The sequence below is a fragment of the Paraplanobispora siamensis genome (assembly GCF_016863175.1).
GTDB classification, from domain to species: Bacteria; Actinomycetota; Actinomycetes; order Streptosporangiales; family Streptosporangiaceae; genus Planobispora; species Planobispora siamensis.
The window spans coordinates 1-19,433 of the sequence record NZ_BOOJ01000010.1; the positions used below are offsets into that span (position 1 = coordinate 1).

Sequence of the window (19,433 nt, forward strand, 5' to 3'; positions counted from 1 at the left end):
GGGGTATTCGTCCTGAGGTCGTCCCGGTGGGAGCAGCAGCCCGTGCCGGGAGAGGCGGACGGCGGTCGGGAGGGGGCGGACGGGGTCAGTAGGCTGGGAGCGTGGATTATCGAGCGGTTGAACTGGAAATCATGAAACGCGGCGTCGAGTGGAACTTCGAGCCCACTCTCGACAGGATCGCCGCACTCATGGACGTGCTCGGTTCCCCGCAACGCTCCTACCAGGTCGTCCATGTCGCCGGCACGAACGGCAAGTCGAGCACGACGCGGATGATCGAGACCATCCTGCGCGAGCGCAACCTCCGGGTCGGCCGTTTCACCAGCCCGCACCTGGTCTCCATGCGGGAGCGCATCTGCGTCGACGGGCTCCCGCTGAGCGAGGAGCGTTTCGCCGAGGTCTACGAGGACATCGCCCCCTACCTCGAGATGATCGACGCCCAGGGCAGGCGGCTCTCCTTCTTCGAGACCCTCACCGCGATGGCCTTCGCGGCCTTCGCCGACGCGCCCGTGGACGTCGCGGTCGTCGAGACCGGGATGGGCGGCAGCTTCGACGCCACCAACGTCGCGGACGGGAACGTGGCGGTCATCACCCCCATCTCCCTGGACCACACCGACTACCTCGGCGACGACGTGGCGACCATCGCGGGGGAGAAGGCCGGCATCATCAAGCCCGGTGCGACCGCCGTACTGGCCCAGCAGCAGCTTCCCGCGGCCGAGGTGCTGATGCGCAAGGCCGCGGAGGTCGGGGCGACGGTGGCCAGGGAGGGCCTGGAGTTCGGGGTGCTGGGCCGGGAACTGGCGATCGGCGGGCAGCTGCTCCACCTGAAGAGCCTCAAGGGAGACTACGAGGAGATCCTGCTCCCGCTGTACGGCGCGCATCAGGCGGGCAACGCCGCCTGCGCGCTGGCGGCGGTGGAGGCGCTGACGGCCGGGGACGACCCCCTCGACCCCGAGCTGGTCCGTCAGGCGTTCCTGCAGGTGCGCTCGCCCGGCAGGCTGGAGGTCGTCCGGCGGGGCCCCACCGTCCTCCTGGACGCCGCGCACAACCCCGGCGGGGTCCAGGCCACGTTGGAGGCCGTCCACGAGTCCTTCGGCTTCTCCCGGCTCATCGGCGTGGTCGCCGTGTTCGAGGACAAGGACGTGCAGGGCATCCTGGAGCTGATGGAGCCGATGTTCGACGAGATCGTGGTGACCCGCAACTCCTCGCCCCGCTCGATGGACGTGGCCGCGCTCGCCGCGCTGGCGGAGGACGTCTTCGGGCCCGAGCGGGTGAACCGCGCCGAGCGGCTCGACGACGCCATCGACATCGGCATCGGCCTGGCCGACGAGGCGGGGGAGCACGCCGGGGCCGGCGTGCTGATCACCGGTTCGGTGGTCACCGCGGGCGACGCGCGGGTCCTGCTCAAGGTGGAGGAGGCCAGGTGAGCGAGGACCGGCCGCCGGAGGGAAGGCGAGAGATGATCACGGTCACCCCGGGCATGCGGCGGCTGTGCGCCAGCGTGCTCGGCATGGAGGCGATCGTCGTGGGGCTCATCACCCCGGTGGCGATCAACGTCCAGGGTGTCGAGCCGCCGGTCGCGGTGGCCGTCGGCATCGGCCTGGCGGTCCTGTGCGTGCTGGTCATCGGCATGCTCAAGCGTCCCTTCGCCTATATCGCGGGGAGTGTCGTCCAGGTGCTCGCGATCGCCTCGGGCTTCCTCGTGCCGACCATGTTCTTCCTCGGAGTGATCTTCGCGGCCCTGTGGATTACCGCGATATTCGTCGCTCGCCGTGTCGAAGGCGTGACTTCCCGCTAAAGTCGGCCTACATGGCCGTCCCCCCTATGCAGCCGACGCAGGCGGTGGCCGCAGGGTCCACCGCCCCGTCGCGCTCGCTTCGTCTGTCCTTGCTGCTCGATGTCGTCCTCGGACTGCTCGTCGTGGTGGCGCTTCCGCTGGCGATCGTCGCCATCCCGAACACCGTCTCGGTGGTGGCAGCCCTGCTCCCGCCGGGCGTCTCCCAGATCGAGATGATCCGGGCGCACGGGCTGGCCCTGCCGGCGATGGTGCTGACCGTTCCGCTGGCCGCGGTGGCCGTGCGCCGTCTGAGGGCGGCCCCGATCCTCGTGGGCGGGCTGGCGCTGCTCGCCGTCGCCGACGTGGCCGGAGGATACGCCGACTCCCCGATGGTGGTGGCGCTGCTGCGCACCCTGCACGGGATCGGCGCCGGTCTCCTGGTGCCCGCCACGCTGGTGGCGGTGTGGGAGCGGCCCCGGATCCTGCGCGCGGTGTGGGCGGGCACGCTCGCGGTGAGCCTGCTGTCCGCCCAGGCGCTGGCGCTCTGGCCGCTGGACGAGGCCACCTCGTGGCAGATCACGCTCCAGCCGTACCCGCTGCTGACCGGCATCGCGCTCGGACTGGCCGGGTTCTACCTCGTGCTCTGGCTCAAGGGCGGCGAGAGCACCGCCTCGGGCCCGGGGCCGAAGGGCGCCGAGCGCGGGCGGCTGCTGATGACCGCCACGCCGGCGCTGGGCATCGCCCTCCTGGGGCTGGGCACCACCTTCGACTGGCCTCCCGACCTCGTCATCCTCGCCGCCGTGCTGTCCGTCGTGGCCCTGCTGGGCCTGGCGTCGGTGGGCACCTTCGAGGGTCTGGGCGGGCGCGCCCTGTCCTACACGATGGTGGCGGTGGGCGTGGTGGTCCTGCCGACGGCGGCCCAGGTCACCTACGTCGAGCTCGGCGGGCTGGGCGGTCCGGGGCTGTCCGGGCTCTGGCCGGCCTTCCTGATCGCGGGGGTCGCCGCCCTGGCCGCGGCCCTGCTGGCCGACCGGGTGAGCGAGTCGCTCATGCCCCCGGTCGCGGCCGGCGGCCTGGTGGCGGTGGTGGCCGGGCTGTGCGCGGTCCGCTTCCTGCTGCCGGCCACCGACGGGCCCGCGCTGATCATCCCGTTCGTGTTGCTCGCGGTCGGCACCGCGGCGGCTCTCGCCTCCGTCCTGCGTCCGTCCGGCGCGGGCACCGCGCTCTTCGGGCTGTCGCTGTTCTTCCCCGGCGTGCTCGCGGGTTTCCTGCTGGGCAGTGGGATCCAGTTCACCCGGCTGAAGGAGGCCGACACCCCGCAGGGGCTGGTCGACGCGTTCGTGAGCGCCCTGCACCTGTGGGCGCTGATCGGCGGCGTCCTGGTCGTCGCGGTGATCGTGCTCGGCGCCGTCCTGGCCCGCCGCTCACCCGTCCCGGAGACCGGCAGGGCGTCCGGCGCGAAAGCCGGCACGGCGGCCGGGATGACGTCCGAGACGGATCCCAAGGCGGTGGCCGACGCGGCGTCCCCGGTGGCGCCCGCCCCGGCGGAGACCACGGCGACGTCCGCGCCGAAGACCGACGCGGTGGCCGCGGCGATGACCGAGGCGCTGCCCGTGGTGAAGCCCGGCACGACCGCGGCGAAGACCGGGGCGGAGTCCGACGATCCGGATGGATCCGACACTTCGCCGGTGGTGCCCTCGCCGATGGCCTCTCCGGAGGACTCCATCGGCGACAGGCCGGCCGGGGCGTGAGCCCGCCGGGCACGGGGGGCGGCGCCGAGGGCGATAAACTTCGCCCGTTCACCGCACTCTGCGAGTCATCCATGTTCGAAGGAGAACATCAGTGTCCGAGCGCACTCTTGTCCTGATCAAGCCCGACGGCGTCGCGCGGGGTCTCATCGGCGACGTGATCGCCCGCGTCGAGCGCAAGGGCCTGAAGGTCGTGGCGATGGACCTGCGCACCCTGGACGCCGAGACCGCCAAGGCGCACTACGCCGAGCACTCCGAGCGGCCGTTCTTCGGCGAGCTGGTCGAGTTCATCACCTCCGGCCCGCTGGTAGCGATGGTGCTCGAGGGTCCCCGGGCCATCGAGGCGTTCCGCGCCCTGGCGGGCCTGACCGACCCGGTCAAGTCCGCTCCCGGCACCATCCGCGGCGACCACGCCCTGGAGATCGGCGAGAACGTGGTCCACGGCTCCGACTCGCCCGAGTCCGCCGCCCGCGAGATCAAGATTTTCTTCCCGGACCGCTTCTGAGGTTCGCACCGGATTTCCCGGCGCCACCGGGCCCCGTCATCCCCTGGGGAGGACGGGGCCCGTGGTGTTTGTGTGTCCCTGAGATTTTTGTGGGGCGAATCTGCGCATAACGCCCATTGTTGGGTACGTCAGGTAGCGGTTCACGTTCTCTCCGTAGTTTTCTTACCGGGGACCTGACGGAAGGAAGGGGCGCCTTCCATGGGCAGCAAGTTCGCGTTCCTCGGCCGGGACATGGCGGTCGACCTGGGCACGGCCAACACACTCGTCTACGTCCGGGGGCGTGGCATCGTCCTCAACGAGCCGTCTGTGGTGGCCATCAACACGGCCACCGGCAAGATCCTGGCGATCGGCATCGAGGCCAAGCGGATGATCGGCCGAACACCCAACGACGTCGTCGCCGTCCGACCGCTGCGGAACGGGGTCATCGCGGACTTCGACGTCGCCGAGCGCATGTTGCGTTACTTCATCCAGCGGGTGCACAAGCGCCGGCCCTTCGCCAAGCCGCGCATCGTCATCGCCGCGCCGAGCGGGATGACCGGCATCGAGCAGCGCGCGGTGAAGGAGGCCGGATACCAGGCCGGGGCGCGGCGGGTCTACATCGTCGAGGAGCCGATGGCCGCGGCGATCGGGGCGGGCCTCCCGGTGCACCAGCCCACCGGCAACATGGTGGTCGACATCGGCGGGGGGACCACCGAGGTCGCCATCATCTCGATGGGCGGCGTGGTGACCTGCCAGTCGGTCAAGGTGGGCGGCGACGAGCTGGACCAGGCGATCATCAACTTCGCTAAGAAGGAGTACGCCCTCATGCTCGGTGAACGCACCGCTGAGGAGATCAAGATGTCGATCGGTTCGGCCTGTGCGCTCTCCGAGGAGAGACACGCCGAGATCCGGGGCCGCGACCTGGTCAGCGGCCTGCCGAAGACGGTGATCGTCACGGCGTCGGAGATCCGCGCGGCCACCGAGGAGCCGGTGAACGCGATCGTGGACGCGGTGAAGACCACCCTCGACAAGTGCCCGCCGGAGCTGTCCGGCGACCTGATGGACCGGGGGATCGCGATCACCGGCGGCGGAGCGCTGCTGGCGGGCATGGACGAGCGGCTCAGGGACGAGACGGGGATGCCCATCCACCGGGTGGACAACGCGCTCGACTCCGTCGTGCTGGGGTCGGGCAAGTGCGTCGAGGACTTCGAGGCCCTGCAGCAGGTACTCGTACCGGAACCGCGGCACTGAGATGAAGGACACACGCCGGGGGCGGGCGATTCTGGGGCTGCTGCTGGCCACGGCTCTGGTGATCATGACCGTGGACCATCGCGCGGGGGACGGCTCTCCGCTCGCCCCGGTCAAGGGGGCCGGTACGGCCGTGCTGGGCGGCGTCGAGCAGGTGGGCTCCGGGATCGTGCAGCCGGTGGGCCGGTTCCTCCAGGCGCTGCTGGAGGCGCCCGGGGCCCAGCGGCAGATCGAGCAGCTGCGCCGGGAGAACGACCGTCTCAAACAGGAGCTGGCGGCCCAGGCCCTGGACCGCCGGAGATCCCAGGAGCTGCAGCACATGCTCGGCGCGGCGGGGGCCGGGAGATACAAGGTCGTGCCCGCCCAGGTGATCGCCAGACGGGGCGCGCCGGGCTTCGAGGAGGCCGTCGAGCTCGACGTCGGCGAGGCCGACGGGGTGCGGCCGGAGATGACGGTGCTCAACGGCGACGGCCTGGTCGGCAGGGTCGTCCGGGTGGGACCGTCCACCTCGACCGTGGTGCTGATCAGCGACCCCGCCTCCGCGGTGGGGGGCCGTCTGGAGGGCGGCGATGAGATCGGGGTGGTGAACGGGGCCGGTGAGTACGGCCGCCTGCTCAGGTTCCGCCTGCTCGACTCCACCGCGCCGCTCACCCCCGGCCACCGGATCGTGAGCTTCGGCTCCCATCGCGGCGTGCCGTACGTGGCGGGGGTGCCGATCGGAGTGATCGAGAAGGTCGAGGCGACGCCGGGCGAGCTGACCCGGATCGCCTACGCGCGGCCGTTCGCCGACCTGACCGCGCTGGGAGTGGTGGGCGTGGTGGTCGAGCCGCCGCGCAGGGACCCGCGTGACGGGGTCCTGCCCGTGCTGCCGGAGCCGGCGGCGGGGGCGACGGGAGGAGATCCGAATGGCGGGACGTGACTGGATGTCCCTGGGCCTGCTGCTGGCGGTCATGGTCGCGCAGGTGATGATCGTCAACAGGGTGCCGCTGCCCTGGCAGGTCGCGCCGGACCTGGCGCTGCTGGGCGTGGTGGGCTACGCGCTGGTCCGGGGGCCCGAGGCCGGGACGGTGATGGGGTTCACCGCCGGGCTGGCCAGCGACCTGCTGCCGCCGGTCGCGCACGTGATGGGGCAGCACGCGCTGGTGCTGTGCCTGCTCGGGTTCGTCGCCGGCCGGGTGGCGGAGGCCCGCCCCCAGGCCGGGCCCATGGTGGCGCTGGCCTGCGCGGCGGCCGGTCCGCCGGCCATGGTGGCGGCCGGCGGGCTGCTGGGTGAGGTCCAGATCATCCCGGAGACGCTCGGGGACGTGCTGCCCACGGCGGTGCTGTGCAACATGGTCGCCGCGCCGCCGATGGTGTGGGCGGTGACGAGGATCGTCCGGGGCAGCCCGCGGACCGTGTCGTGGGCGCGCTACGCCGTGCGGAGCCAGCCGTGAGCCTCATACGGGGACGGCTGCGGGTGCTGCAGGCGCTGACGCTGGTCCTGCTGCTGCTGCTCGGCACCCGGCTCTGGCAGGTGCAGGTGGTCGACGGCGCCAAGTACGTGGCCGCGGCGACCCAGACGCGTACGCGCGAGGTCGTCGTGCCCGCCGTACGGGGACAGATCCTCGACTCCGCGGGACGGCCGCTGGTGCGCAACCGGACGGCGCTGGTGGTCTCGGTGGACCGTACGGCGCTGGGCCGGATGAAGGACAAGGGCGCGGGCGTCATGGCGCGGCTGGGCGCGGTGCTCGGCCACGACCCCGCGGACCTGAGCCTGCGCATCAGGCCGTGCGGGCCCTCGGTCTCCCGTCCGTGCTGGGCGGGCTCGCCCCACCAGCCGGTCCCCATCGACGTCGATGTGACCACCCGCCAGGCCCTGCAGATCCTGGAACACCAGGAGGACTTCCCGGGGGTCACCGCCAGGGAGCAGGCCGTACGGGATCATCCGGGCAAGAGCGACGCCGTGCAGGCGCTGGGCTACCTGCAGCCGGTCACGCAAGAGGAGCTGGACCGCCGCGAGGGCTTCAAGGCGGAGTTCTCCGGGATCGACGTGGCGGGCCGGGACGGGCTCGAGTCGGTGTACGACCGCGAGCTGCGCGGCACGCCCGGGCGCAAGCGGGTGCAGGTGGACCGGCTCGGCCGGGTGCTGGGGACCGAGCACGAGGTGCCCTCGGTGCCCGGGCACACCCTCATCACCAGCATCGACGCCAAGGTGCAGGCGGTGACCGAGAGGGCGCTGGCCGAGGCGATGAAGAAGGCCCCGCACGCCGACGGCGCGGCCGGAGTGGTGCTGGACGCGCGGACCTCGCGGATCGTCGCGATCGCCAGCGCCCCCACCTACGACCCGGCGATCTGGACCGGGGGCATCACCGAGGCGGGCTACCGGCGGCTGCTGTCGGACAAGTCGGGCAAGCCGCTGGTCTCGCGGGCGATCAAGGGGGAGTTCGCCCCCGGCTCGACGTTCAAGATGTCGTCGGTCACGGCGATGCTGCGGGCCGGATACCCGCTGTACGGCAGCTACAACTGCCCCGGCTCCTTCAAGGTCGGCGGCCGGGTCTTCAACAACTTCCGCGGCCAGGCGCTGGGTGTGATGAGCCTGCACAAGGCGCTGGTGAAGTCGTGCGACACGATCTTCTACCGGGCGGCGTTCCAGCAGTGGGTGCGCGACGGCGGCATGAAGCCCAAGGGCAAGCCCAAGGAGATCATGGCGAACACCGCCAGGGCCTTCGGGTTCGGCCGTCGCACGGGCGTCGACCTGCCGGGCGAGTCGCCGGGCAGGATCCCCGACCGCGCCTGGAAGAAGGAGGTGTGGGCGGCCACCAAGGAGGACAACTGCCGCCGGGCCAAGGTCGGCTATCCGGAGGTCGCCAAGAAGAGCAAGGAGCGGGCCGACTTCCTCAAGGCGCTGGCGCGCGACAACTGCCTGGAGGGCAACCGGCTGCGCCCCGGTGACGCGGCCAACTTCTCCATCGGGCAGGGCGACGTGCTGGTGACGCCGCTGCAGCTGGCGACGGCCTACGCGGCGCTGGTCACCGACGGCAGGCTGCGCAGCCCCCGGGTGGGCTGGATGCTGGTGCGGCCGGACGGTACCAAGGTCAAGGAGATCAAGGCGCCGGTCCGCGGCAAGCTGCCGCTCTCCGCGGAGGAGCGGGCCTACATCAAGGGGGCGCTGAGCCAGGTGGCCTCCGACGGCACGGCGGCCGGGGCGTTCATCGGGTTCCCGATGAAGAAGGTGCGGATCGGCGGCAAGACCGGTACCGCCGAGGTGTACGGCAAGGCCGACACCTCGTGGTTCGCCTCGTTCGCCCCCGTGCACGACCCCCGGTTCGTGGTCGTCGTCATGGTGTCCCAGGGCGGCATGGGCAGCGAGAGCGCGGCTCCGGCCGTACGCAAGATCTACGAGGGCATCTACGGGTTCACCCCCGAGGGCGCGCCCGCTCCCCGCGCGCTCAAGGCCAGGGCCCCCGCGGCCAAGCCGCCGGTGATCAAGCCGGACGGGACGGTCGCGCACCAGGTGAGCACGGGTGGGAGGACCTCATGGTGAGCCGGGTGACGGCCGCACGGGGCCGGTTCCTGACGCGCCGGGCGGTGGCCTCCTCGGCGGTGCACCGCGTGGACGGCCTGCTGCTGGTCGCGGTGGCGGCGCTCCTGCTGATCGGCACGCTGCTGGTCTGGTCCTCCAGCAGGACCTGGGCGCCGGGGGCCACCGGCCTGGTCAAGAAGCACCTGCTCAACGTCGGCATCGGCGTCGCGCTGGCCGTGGCGGCGGCCACGGTGGACCACCGGGTGCTGCGGGCCTACACGCCGCTGGTTTACGGCGGGGCGCTGCTCGGGCTGATCCTGGTGATCACACCGGTCGGCTCCGAGGTCAACGGCGCCCACTCCTGGATCATGCTGGGCGGCGGCTTCGCCTTGCAGCCCTCGGAGTTCGCCAAGCTCGGCCTGGCGCTCATGCTGGCCATGCTCCTGGCCCAGCCCGCGGAGGGCGACGACCGGCCGCGCGGGCTGGCCGTGATGATGGCGCTGGCGGTGGCCGCGCTCACCATGGGCCTGGTCATGGCGCAGCCCGATTTCGGCACGACGATGGTCCTGGCCGTGATCACGGCCGGCGTGCTCATCCTCGGCGGGCTGCGCAAACGCTGGATCATCCTGCTGGCGCTGGCCGTGGCCGCCGGGGGAGCGGCCGTGTGGTTCATGGACGTGCTGAAGCCGTACCAGGTCGCGCGCTTCACCGCCTTCATCGATCCGGCCACCGACCCCCGGGGCGTGGGCTACAACAGCACCCAGTCGCTGAACGCCGTGGGGTCGGGAGGCCTGTTCGGCAAGGGCCTGTTCGGCGGCGGCCAGACCATGGGCCGGTTCGTCCCCGAGCAGCACACCGACTTCGTCTTCACCGTCGCGGGCGAGGAGTTCGGGTTCCTCGGCTCGGTCACCGTGGTGGTGCTGCTCGGCGTGGTCCTGCTGCGCGGGCTGCGGATCGCGCGCCAGTGCGAGGACCGGTTCGGCATGCTGGTGGCCGGCGCGATCGTGTGCTGGCTGGGCTTCCAGACGCTGATCAACGTCGGCATGACGATCGGGATCATGCCGATCACCGGTCTGCCGCTGCCGTTCGTCTCCTACGGCGGCACCGCGACCTTCGCCAACATGATCGCCGTCGGGCTGCTCCAGGCGATCCACATGCGCGAGCGGCACCCGGTCTGACCACGGCCCTGACTACGGCTCTGACATGGCGGCGTCCGCTCTGACATGAGAGCCGTCCGCATGCGCGTGGTCCCGCGCTCTCACTGGTGTTCCGCGCCGAAAGCGAACATCGTGGAAACGACGCCGGAACCCGTGATGACGGAGGGGCCGTGACTTCCGAGCTCGCCGAGCGGCAGCGCGCGCTGGAGCTGTTGCGCACCGCGTTCCCCGACTACCGGATCGTGTTCAGCAAGGGCCGGTGGGCCGCGGTGTCGGCGGGCAGCCCCCCGGCGGTGTGGTTCGCCGAGACCCCGAGCAGCCTGTGCGGCCAGCTCTTCCAGGCCCAGCTCCGCAGCGGCGGGACGATCGCGCCCATCGGCGGGGGCGGCGCCGCCTCATGAGAGGACCGGCCTCCGCGGCGGAGGCCGGTTCTCAGTCCACCCGGCACCGGCCGGGCCACTAGCGTGAAGACGATCCCTCGCACAGACGGCCGGGAGCGCCGATGACCCACAGTTCGCGTGGCGGAGACCGCGCCACGCTGGCCTACGCCACCATCATCCGCAACAGGACGCTGGCGGGCCTGTCCGGCCCGCCCTCCGCGGCCGTCATCCAGCGGATGGTGGAGGAGATCCACGCCTGCGCCCCGCAGCAGAGCAGGTTCAAGTGCTGGCGGCTGGCGCACGGCTGGACGGTGGAGGAGGCCATCGAGCACTTCCACGCCATGTGCGACCGGCAGGGGATCAGGCGGCGCGGGCTCAGCGAGCGCTCCTGGCGCGAGTGGGAGGCGGGCGGACGGCCCGACCGCGACTACACCGACCTGCTGTGCCGGCTCTTCGAGACCGGACCCGTCCAGCTCGGCTTCGCGCAGGACTACACGCCCGAGGGGCTGCGCGCCGCGCCGCCGCCCGCGACGGACCTGATCGCCGCGGCCGCCGACGAGGCGGGCACCCACGCCGAGCAGGCCGAGGCGAGCGAGCTGGGCTCCGGCGCGCTGGAGCGGCTGCGCACCCAGGTGATCTGGGTGGGCAAACGCTACGTCTCCGAGCCCCCGCTGCCGCTGTTCGTGGAGATGCGGGAGCTGCAGGAGCGTACCCGCCGGGCGCTGGACAAGCGCATCCACCCCGGCCAGGCCAGGGAGCTGTACTTCCTCACCGGCGCGCTGAGCGGGCTGATGGCCAACGTCAGCATGGACATGGACCGCCGCATCCCCGCCGACACCCTCGCCCGCGCGGCGTGGACCTACGGCAAGGTGGCCGGGCACCCGGCGCTGATGGGCTGGGCGCGCGGCATGCAGTCGTCGGTGGCGATGTGGGACAGGCGCTACGGCGACGCGGCCCGGTACGCCGAGGAGGGGCTGACCCACCTGCGCGCGGGCTCCGGCGCGACCCGGCTGCACATGCTCAGGGCCCGGTGCTACGCGCTGCTGGGCCGGGCCCGCGAGGCCGCCGAGGCGCTCGCCCGCGCGCGGGACGCCCGCGCGGCCGGGGCCGACGAGCTGCACGACGAGATCTCCGGGGAGTTCGCCTTCATCCCGGCCAAGGAGCGCTACTACGCGGCGGTCACCCACCTGCACCTGGGCGACCCGGCCCGGGCCATCGAGGCGGCGCGGGAGTCGCTGGCCCTGTACGCCGCGGGGGAGCCGGAGAACCGCTCCTACGGCTGCGAGTCCATGGCCGGCGCCCACCTGGTGGTCGCCCACCTGATGGAGGGCGACGCCGAGGGCGCGGAGGAGGCCATGGCGCCCATCCTCGCGCTCCCTCCCGACCGGCGCATCGGCAGCCTGGGCACCACCCTGGACACCGGCCGCGCGCTGGTGTCCGGCCGGCCGGACGGGGAGCGGATCGCCCGCCGGATCGAGAGCTTCTGCGCGGTGGGACTGCCGCAGCAGGCCCGGCACGCGATCTCCGAGAGGAGCCGATGACATGACGATCGCCGCCGAGGGGGAGATCCTCGGCCGGACCCCCGCCGAGGCGCTCCGGCTGGCCTGTGAGAAGGCCGGGCTGGACACCCGGGGGGTCACGCTCCTGCGCGACTTCGCCAACAGGGTCTACCACCTGCCCGCCGAGGGGGCGGTGGTCAGGCTGGCGCAGGCGGCGGCCCCGGGCAAGTACGACCGGCTGGCGACCTCCGTCCGGGTCACCCGCTGGCTGTCCGACCAGGGCTTCCCCACGGTCCGGCCGCTGGAGGTCCGGCAGCCGGTCGCCGCGGAGGGGTTCCTGGTGACCTTCTGGCACCACGAGCGGCATGCCGGACCGGCGCCGGACCCGGTGGATCTGGGGACGATCCTGCGGCGGCTGCACGAGCTGCCGCCGGTCCCCTTCGAGCTGCCGACCCACGACCCCTTCGGGCCGGTGCGCCGGGCGATCGACGCCTGCCGCGTGCTCGGGCGGGACGATCTGGACTGGCTGCTCGGGCGCTGCGACGAGCTCGCGGAGACCTACTACGAGCGGACGCGCTTCGCGCTGCCGTACGGCCTCATCCACGGCGACGCCCACCGGGGCAACCTGATCCGCACCCCGGAGGGCCTGCTGCTGTGCGACTGGGACTCGGTGTGCGCGGGACCGCGGGAGACCGACCTGATCCCCACCCTGCAGGGCGTGCGCTTCGGGCTGACCGAGGAGCAGCGGGCCGGTTTCGTGCGGGCCTACGGCCACGACCTGACCGTCTGGGCGGGCTATCCGGTGATGCGCGACATGCGGGAGCTGCAGACTCTCACCGCGATCCTGCGCAACGCCCACCGCGACCCGGTGGCCCGCGACGAGCTGCGGCACCGGCTTGACTCCCTGCGAGCGGGTGACGACCGCCTGTGGCATCCTTTTTAGCGGATACCCTTGGACACATGTCTGTCGAGTCTCAGCCTGTAGAGTCTCTGTTCCCGCGTTTGGAAGCGCTGCTCCCGAAGGTGAGCAAGCCGATCCAATACGTCGGCGGTGAGCTCAACTCGACCGTCAAGGACTGGGACGAGGCCACGGTCCGTTGGGCTCTGATGTATCCCGACGCCTACGAGGTGGGATTGCCCAACCAGGGCGTCCAGATCCTTTACGAGATCCTCAACGAGATGCCCGAGACGCTCGCCGAGCGGACCTACGCGGTCTGGCCGGACCTGGAGGCGCTCATGCGCGCCGAGGGCGTCCCGCAGTTCACGGTCGACGCGCACCGGCCCGTGCGGGCCTTCGACGTGCTCGGCGTCTCCTTCTCGACCGAGCTCGGTTACACCAACATGCTGACGGCCCTGGACCTGGCGGGCATCCCGCTGGAGGCGGCCGACCGCGGCGACGACGACCCGATCGTGCTGGCCGGAGGCCACGCGGCCTTCAACCCCGAGCCGATCGCCGACTTCCTCGACGCCGCGGTGCTGGGCGACGGCGAGCAGATCGCCATCGCGATCACCGAGGTCATCCGCGAGTGGAAGGCCGAGGGCTCGCCCGGCGGACGCGACGGGCTGCTCATGCGGCTGGCCGAGTCCGGCGGGGTCTACGTGCCCAAGTTCTACGACGTCGACTATCACCCCGACGGCCGCATCCGGCGGGTGGCGCCCAACCGCTCAGGCGTGCCGTGGCGGGTGCACAAGCACACCGTCATGGACCTGGACGAGTGGCCCTATCCCAAGAAGCCGCTGGTCCCGCTGGCCGAGACCGTGCACGAGCGGTTCAGCGTGGAGATCTTCCGGGGCTGCACCCGCGGCTGCCGCTTCTGTCAGGCCGGGATGATCACCCGTCCGGTGCGCGAGCGGTCCATCACCACGATCGGCGACATGGTCGAGGCGGGCGTCAAGGCGTCCGGCTTCAACGAGGTGGGACTGCTCTCGCTGTCCAGCGCCGACCACTCCGAGATCGGCGACGTCGCCAAGGGCCTGGCCGACCGCTACGAGGGCACCAACACCTCGCTGTCGCTGCCCTCGACCCGGGTCGACGCCTTCAACATCGACCTGGCCAACGAGTTCTCCCGCAACGGCCGCCGGTCCGGCCTGACCTTCGCCCCCGAGGGCGGATCCGAGCGCATGCGCAAGGTGATCAACAAGATGGTCACCGAGGAGGACCTGATCCGCACCGTCACCACCGCCTACACCCAGGGCTGGCGGCAGGTGAAGCTCTACTTCATGTGCGGGCTGCCCACCGAGGAGGACGCCGACGTCCTGGGCATCGCCGACCTGGCCAGGAAGGTCATCCAGGCGGGCCGGGAGGCGACCGGTTCCCGGGACATCCGCTGCACCGTCTCCATCGGCGGGTTCGTGCCCAAGCCGCACACCCCCTTCCAGTGGGCGGCCCAGGCCGACCACGAGACGGTGGACCGCCGGCTCAAGGCGCTCAAGGACACCCTGCGCGGCGACAAGGAGTACGGCCGGGCCATCGGCATGCGCTACCACGACGGCAAGCCCTCGATCGTGGAGGGTCTGCTGTCGCGGGGCGACCGCCGGGTGGGCGCGGTCATCCGCGCGGTGTGGCAGGACGGCGGCCGCTTCGACGGCTGGAGCGAGCACTTCTCCTTCCAGCGCTGGATGGACGCCGCGGCCAAGGTCGGCGTCGACGTCGACTGGTACACCACGCGCGAGCGCGAGGAGAACGAGGTCCTGCCCTGGGACCACCTCGACGCCGGGCTCGACCGCGAGTGGCTCTGGCAGGACTGGCAGGACGCGATCAACGACGTCGAGGTCGAGGACTGCCGCTGGACGCCCTGCTACGACTGCGGTGTGTGCCCCTCGATGGGCACCGAGATCCAGATCGGCCCCACGGGCAGGAAGCTCCTGCCGCTGACAGTCGTATAGTCCCCGCACGCGCGGCGCCCCGCCGGGGGCCGCGCGTGCGTAACCGGCGGTCGCCCCGGATGGACGGTGCGTGAGCACGACCTATTCTGGAATGACAGTCGCGATTCAGAAAGGACGGTAGCACTCTGAAACCCGCTCCCGACGGCCCTCCGCCCGCGCCCCCGGTGCAGCGCCTGCGCGTGCGCTACGCCAAGCGCGGACGCCTGCGCTTCACCAGCCACCGTGACATCTCCCGAGCCGTCGAACGGGCGGTACGCCGGGCCGAGGTCCCCGTGGCGTTCAGTGCGGGCTTCTCACCTCATCCGAAGATCTCCTACGTGGGGGCGGCCGCCCCGACCGGAGTCGCCAGCGAGGCCGAGTACCTCGAGATCAGCGTGACGCGGCAGTGTGATCCCGGCCGGCTCAAAGCCGCCCTGGACGGCTCGCTGCCGCCGGGTCTCGACGTTCTCGACGTCGTCGAGGCGGGCTCGGGGAGCCTGGCCGACCGCCTGGAGTGTTCGGCGTGGGAGTTGCGCCTGCCGGGAGCCGACCCCGCCCTCGCCGCGGTCGCGGTCGCGCGGTTCAACGCCGCCGAGCGGATCGAGGTGGAGCGTCTGACCAAGAAGGGGATGCGCCGCTTCGACGCGCGGGAAGCGGTGCTGAGCCTGACCACTGCCGAGGGGAGCGGGACAACAGCAGGTCAGGCGACCAGTCAGTCATGTGTCATACTTCGCATGGTTGTACGGCACGCAACTCCTGCCGTTCGACCCGACGACGTCCTCACCGGACTGCGTCTCGTGGCCGACTTCGCGCCGCCGTCACCCCCTGAGGTGACCAGGCTGGCGCAGGGGCCGCTGGACGTGCGCACCGGTGGCCCCGTCGACCCGTTCGACCTTGACCGCGACACTTCGCGCGGCGGCGAAACGGGACCGGCGGGCGAGCACGTCGACGGCGACCTATAGGACTTGGCGCCGGGCGCACGCCCGGCGGACAGCGAGAGACGAGAGCTCCCGCGCGGCGCGGAGACGCGCCCGGGAGCTGACGGGAGAACGCCCGCATGCTCGACAACGAGCCCAATGCCGGGGCCAACGGCCCTGCCGGGGATACAACAGAACAGACAACCCAGCCGACGCGCCGTCGCAGGTCAGCCAGCAGGCCCGCCGGCCCTCCGCCGGAGGATCCGGAGCCCGAGAGCGCGCCGCCGGTCGTCACCGTGACCGCTGCGGCAGCGGCGGCGGCTGAGAGTACGGCGGGCACGGCCGCGCAGGAGGAGGCGCCCGCCGGGGTGCCCGCCGAGGAGGCGCCCGCCGGGGTGCCCGCCGAGGAGGCGCCCAGGCGCGCCACCCGGCGCCGGACGACGGCTGCCGCCGGCACCACCACGCGGCGCAGCCGTACGAAGAAGGCCGACGCCGAGCAGACCGAGGCCCCCGCGGCTCCCGCGCCCGCCGAGGCCGGAGCGCCGACGGAGACGGAGCGGCCCGAGGGCGAGGCCCCGGCCGCGCAGGAGGAGGTGCCCGCGCCCGCTCCGGCCAAGCGGACCCGCTCGCGCAAGAAGGCGGTCCAGGAGGAGCCGGCGCGCGCCGAGCCGGTGCCGCTGGAGCCCGACCCGTCGCTCGACCTGACCGAGGCCGAGGCCGAGGAGGTCGCCGCGTCCCTGCTGCTGGCCATGCCCGCCGACGAGCCGCTCGACGACGAGCCGGCCGGCGAGGACATCGAGGAGGAGCCGGGCGACCTGTTCACCGACCCGTTCGGGCTGGCCGCGCAGCGGCGCGCCGAGGTGCCGTCGGTGACCTTCCAGGCGCCCGCAGCGGTCTTCCAGCCGCTGTTCCAGGCCCCCGACCCGTACCGCGCCGAGCAGCCCCAGGCCCGTCCCGCCCCCGAGCGGCAGCCCGAGCCCGCCGAGGCCGAGGCGGAGACGGCCGAGGAGCCGGACGAGACCGAGGACGAGGAGACCGAGGGCGACGAGGGCGGCGGCCGCCGCCGTCGCCGCCGCCGGGGAGGCCGCGGCCGCGGCCGGGCGCGAGAGCTGGACGAGGCCGAGGAGACCGAGGCCGAGCCGGCCGAGGATGACGAGGAGACCGCCGCGGAGGCCGAGCGCGAGGACGAGGCGGAGGAGGGCGGCAGCTCCCGTCGCCGCCGGCGCCGTCGCCGCCGCAGCTCCGACGACGCGGTCGAGGCCCAGGACGACCCGCCGAACACCGTGGTGCGCATCCGCGCGCCCCGCGCCGGGCGCAGCACCTCGATGGACGAGGTGCAGAGCGTGCGCGGCTCGACCCGGCTGGAGGCCAAGAAGCAGCGCCGCCGCGAGGGGCGCGAGCTCGGCCGCAGGCGTCCCCCGATCATCACCGAGTCGGAGTTCCTGGCCCGCCGCGAGTCCGTCGAGCGCATGATGGTGGTCCGCCGCACCGGCGGCCGCACCCAGATCGCGGTGCTCGAGGACGACATCCTCGTCGAGCACTACGTCGACCGCGAGGCCAGCCAGTCGTACGTCGGCAACGTCTACCTCGGCAAGGTGCAGAACGTCCTGCCCAGCATGGAGGCGGCGTTCGTCGACATCGGCAAGGGCCGCAACGCGGTGCTGTACGCCGGTGAGGTGAACTTCGACACCGCGGGCCTGGAGGGCCAGCCCAAGCGGATCGAGGCGGCCCTGAAGTCCGGGCAGTCCGTGCTCGTCCAGGTCACCAAGGACCCGATGGGGCACAAGGGCGCCCGCCTGACCTCCCAGATCAGCCTCCCCGGCCGCTACCTGGTCTACGTGCCCGACGGCTCGATGACCGGAATCAGCCGCAAGCTCCCCGACAAGGAGCGCACCCGGCTGAAGAGCATCCTGAAGAAGGTCATGCCCGAGAACGCCGGCGTGATCGTCCGCACCGCCGCCGAGGGCGCCTCGGAGGAGGAGCTCGGCCGCGACGTGGCCAGGCTCTCGGCGCAGTGGGACAACATCCGCCGCAAGGCCAAGTCGGCCAGCGCGCCGGAGCTGCTGTCCTCCGAGCCCGACCTGACCGTCCGGGTGGTCCGCGACGTCTTCAACGAGGACTTCACCTCCCTGGTCGTCCAGGGCGACGAGGCGTGGGAGACGGTGGACGAATACGTCCGCTACGTCGCCCCGCACCTGGCCGACCGCCTGGCCAAGTGGGAGGAGGAGGGCGACGTCTTCTCCGCCTACCGGATCGACGAGCAGATCTCCAAGGCGATGGAGCGCAAGGTCTGGCTGCCCAGCGGCGGTTCGCTGGTGATCGACCGGACCGAGGCGATGACCGTCGTCGACGTCAACACCGGCAAGTTCACCGGGCAGGGCGGCAACCTCGAGGAGACCGTCACCCGCAACAACCTGGAGGCGGCCGAGGAGATCGTCCGCCAGCTCCGGCTGCGGGACATCGGCGGCATCATCGTCATCGACTTCATCGACATGGTGCTGGAGAGCAACCGGGACCTGGTGCTGCGACGGCTGCTGGAGTGCCTGGCCCGGGACCGTACCAAGCACCAGGTCGCCGAGGTCACCTCCCTGGGCCTGGTCCAGATGACCCGCAAGCGGGTCGGTCAGGGCCTGCTGGAGGCGTTCTCGACCGTCTGCGACTGCTGCAACGGCCGGGGCCTGCACATCTCGACCGAGCCGGTCGACGGCAAGCCCGAGCCGCGCGGCACCCAGGGCAAGATGGCCGTGGAGAAGGCCGTCGCCGAGAAGCTGGGCGGCAAGGAGGGGTCGAGCGCCGTCGCGGCCGGGGACCAGTCCGGGCGTGATACGGTGACCGATGCGCTCGTCGACGTCCAAGCTGACGACGCCCAGGGCGCACAGGCCTCCGGCCGGGGACGGCGACGCTCCCGCAAGGCCAAGCCGGCCGACTGATCAAGGCCAAACCGGCCGACCGATCGGGGCCCCGCGGCGCTGGACCGCCGCGGGGCACGACCAGGTCGGGTCCGGTGACCGCCGGCGCGCGGGTCGCGCCGGCACCCCGACGTTCCGCCCGGTTCGACCAGGCCGCCGTAGTCCGGTACCCTGATGAATCGGTGCGCTCGTGGCGCGCCCTGTTCGCGCGCCTACCTGGTTCGTCGGTCAGACAAGTGACCGCAGCCGGATGCGGGGCGCAGCATCCAGCGAGCATTGAGTCAGAAGAAGGGTTCCGCGGTGTACGCGATCGTTCGTTGCGGCGGCAGGCAGCAGAAGGTCTCCGTCGGTGACGTCCTCGAGGTGGACAAGGTCGCCGGCGAGGTCGGTTCCACGGTTACGCTGCCGACGGTGCTCGTCGTCAACGACGGCGACGTGACCACCGAGGCGGGCCGGTTCACGGTGGCCGCCGAGATCCTCGGCGAGACCAAGGGTCCGAAGATCCGCATTCTGAAGTACAAGAACAAGACCGGTTACAAGAAGCGCCAGGGTCACCGCCAGCGGTACACCCAGGTGAAGATCACCGGCATCAACCAGGCCTGAGTTCGGGAGTTTTGCGAGATGGCACACAAGAAGGGCGCGTCGTCCACCCGGAACGGCCGTGACTCCAACGCCCAGCGGCTCGGTGTGAAGCGCTTCGGCGGCCAGCTGGTCAACGCCGGTGAGATCATCGTCCGCCAGCGCGGCACCCACTTCCACCCCGGCGACAACGTCGGCCGTGGCGGTGACGACACGCTGTTCGCGCTGGCCGCGGGTCACGTGCAGTTCGGCACCAAGCGCGGTCGTCGCGCGGTGAGCATCGTCCCGGTCGCGGAGTAGATCCGCACCGCAAGACGTTGAGGACAGGGGTGGATCGCGTTACGCGGTCCGCCCCTGTTCGTGTTGTGAGA

17 protein-coding genes are annotated in these 19,433 nt (G+C 72.0%); all 17 read left to right on the forward strand.

Annotation, left to right across the window (positions count from 1 at the left end):
• Window positions 1-131: 131 nt before the first annotated feature.
• The 17 genes from Psi01_RS04600 (at window position 132) to rpmA (ending at window position 19,362) form a co-directional block, all read left to right on the forward strand.
• Window positions 132-1,424, forward strand: coding sequence for a bifunctional folylpolyglutamate synthase/dihydrofolate synthase (locus Psi01_RS04600; protein WP_204062667.1), 1,293 nt, complete (start codon window positions 132-134; stop codon window positions 1,422-1,424).
• Window positions 1,421-1,795, forward strand: a complete 375-nt coding sequence (locus tag Psi01_RS04605; RefSeq protein ID WP_239127091.1) for a DUF4233 domain-containing protein — start codon at window positions 1,421-1,423, stop codon at window positions 1,793-1,795. Before Psi01_RS04600 ends, Psi01_RS04605 begins: the two co-directional genes overlap by 4 nt.
• A gap of 11 nt (window positions 1,796-1,806) precedes the next feature.
• Window positions 1,807-3,525 carry a hypothetical protein gene (locus Psi01_RS04610; protein WP_204062668.1) on the forward strand — a complete coding sequence of 573 codons (1,719 nt, stop codon included), beginning with the start codon at window positions 1,807-1,809 and terminating at the stop codon, window positions 3,523-3,525.
• A gap of 91 nt (window positions 3,526-3,616) precedes the next feature.
• Window positions 3,617-4,027, forward strand: a complete 411-nt coding sequence (gene ndk, locus Psi01_RS04615) for a nucleoside-diphosphate kinase (protein WP_204062669.1) — start codon at window positions 3,617-3,619, stop codon at window positions 4,025-4,027.
• Between the two features lie 198 nt (window positions 4,028-4,225).
• Window positions 4,226-5,257 (forward strand): rod shape-determining protein, encoded by a 1,032-nt coding sequence (locus Psi01_RS04620; protein WP_204062670.1) that lies wholly within the window; start codon window positions 4,226-4,228, stop codon window positions 5,255-5,257.
• A 1-nt stretch (window position 5,258) separates the two neighbouring features.
• A complete protein-coding gene (gene mreC / locus Psi01_RS04625) occupies window positions 5,259-6,173 on the forward strand; it encodes a rod shape-determining protein MreC (protein ID WP_204062671.1) in 915 nt (304 codons plus the stop codon).
• The gene (gene mreD, locus Psi01_RS04630; protein ID WP_204062672.1) at window positions 6,160-6,687 is read left to right on the forward strand and encodes a rod shape-determining protein MreD; all 528 of its coding nucleotides are present in this window, start codon (window positions 6,160-6,162) and stop codon (window positions 6,685-6,687) included. The genes mreC and mreD overlap by 14 nt, the downstream gene beginning before the upstream one ends.
• Window positions 6,684-8,777, forward strand: a complete 2,094-nt coding sequence (mrdA, locus tag Psi01_RS04635) for a penicillin-binding protein 2 (RefSeq protein ID WP_204062673.1) — start codon at window positions 6,684-6,686, stop codon at window positions 8,775-8,777. The genes mreD and mrdA overlap by 4 nt, the downstream gene beginning before the upstream one ends.
• Window positions 8,774-9,934, forward strand: a complete 1,161-nt coding sequence (rodA, locus tag Psi01_RS04640) for a rod shape-determining protein RodA (RefSeq protein WP_239127115.1) — start codon at window positions 8,774-8,776, stop codon at window positions 9,932-9,934. Before mrdA ends, rodA begins: the two co-directional genes overlap by 4 nt.
• 149 nt (window positions 9,935-10,083) lie before the next feature.
• Entirely contained in the window at window positions 10,084-10,314 is a 231-nt protein-coding gene (locus Psi01_RS04645; protein ID WP_204062675.1) for a hypothetical protein, read from the forward strand.
• A 101-nt stretch (window positions 10,315-10,415) separates the two neighbouring features.
• Window positions 10,416-11,834 carry an NsdA family TPR-like regulatory protein gene (locus tag Psi01_RS04650; RefSeq protein WP_204062676.1) on the forward strand — a complete coding sequence of 473 codons (1,419 nt, stop codon included), beginning with the start codon at window positions 10,416-10,418 and terminating at the stop codon, window positions 11,832-11,834.
• Between the two features lies 1 nt (window position 11,835).
• A complete protein-coding gene (locus tag Psi01_RS04655) occupies window positions 11,836-12,735 on the forward strand; it encodes a phosphotransferase family protein (RefSeq protein WP_204062677.1) in 900 nt (299 codons plus the stop codon).
• Between the two features lie 17 nt (window positions 12,736-12,752).
• Window positions 12,753-14,678, forward strand: a complete 1,926-nt coding sequence (locus Psi01_RS04660) for a TIGR03960 family B12-binding radical SAM protein (protein WP_204062678.1) — start codon at window positions 12,753-12,755, stop codon at window positions 14,676-14,678.
• Between the two features lie 164 nt (window positions 14,679-14,842).
• Complete coding sequence (locus Psi01_RS04665) at window positions 14,843-15,619, forward strand: TIGR03936 family radical SAM-associated protein (protein ID WP_239127093.1); 777 nt, start codon at window positions 14,843-14,845, stop codon at window positions 15,617-15,619.
• Between the two features lie 95 nt (window positions 15,620-15,714).
• Window positions 15,715-18,504: an Rne/Rng family ribonuclease gene (locus tag Psi01_RS04670; protein WP_204062679.1), complete on the forward strand. Its 2,790-nt coding sequence runs from the start codon at window positions 15,715-15,717 to the stop codon at window positions 18,502-18,504.
• 279 nt (window positions 18,505-18,783) lie between these two features.
• Window positions 18,784-19,086 carry a 50S ribosomal protein L21 gene (gene rplU, locus Psi01_RS04675; protein WP_068925702.1) on the forward strand — a complete coding sequence of 101 codons (303 nt, stop codon included), beginning with the start codon at window positions 18,784-18,786 and terminating at the stop codon, window positions 19,084-19,086.
• Window positions 19,087-19,104: 18 nt separating this feature from the next.
• A complete protein-coding gene (gene rpmA / locus Psi01_RS04680; protein WP_049575729.1) occupies window positions 19,105-19,362 on the forward strand; it encodes a 50S ribosomal protein L27 in 258 nt (85 codons plus the stop codon).
• Window positions 19,363-19,433 lie beyond the last annotated feature (71 nt).

Bases quoted from the DNA above. Each gene is read 5' to 3' on its own strand.
- Psi01_RS04600 (WP_204062667.1), top strand. From the start codon at position 132: ATGAAACGCGGCGTCGAGTGGAACTTCGAGCCCACTCTCGACAGGATC.
- Psi01_RS04610 (WP_204062668.1), top strand. From the start codon at position 1,807: ATGGCCGTCCCCCCTATGCAGCCGACGCAGGCGGTGGCCGCAGGGTCC.
- Psi01_RS04620 (WP_204062670.1), top strand. From the start codon at position 4,226: ATGGGCAGCAAGTTCGCGTTCCTCGGCCGGGACATGGCGGTCGACCTG.
- mreC (WP_204062671.1), top strand. From the start codon at position 5,259: ATGAAGGACACACGCCGGGGGCGGGCGATTCTGGGGCTGCTGCTGGCC.
- mreD (WP_204062672.1), top strand. From the start codon at position 6,160: ATGGCGGGACGTGACTGGATGTCCCTGGGCCTGCTGCTGGCGGTCATG.
- Psi01_RS04650 (WP_204062676.1), top strand. From the start codon at position 10,416: ATGACCCACAGTTCGCGTGGCGGAGACCGCGCCACGCTGGCCTACGCC.
- Psi01_RS04655 (WP_204062677.1), top strand. From the start codon at position 11,836: ATGACGATCGCCGCCGAGGGGGAGATCCTCGGCCGGACCCCCGCCGAG.
- Psi01_RS04660 (WP_204062678.1), top strand. From the start codon at position 12,753: ATGTCTGTCGAGTCTCAGCCTGTAGAGTCTCTGTTCCCGCGTTTGGAA.
- Psi01_RS04670 (WP_204062679.1), top strand. From the start codon at position 15,715: ATGCTCGACAACGAGCCCAATGCCGGGGCCAACGGCCCTGCCGGGGAT.
- rpmA (WP_049575729.1), top strand. From the start codon at position 19,105: ATGGCACACAAGAAGGGCGCGTCGTCCACCCGGAACGGCCGTGACTCC.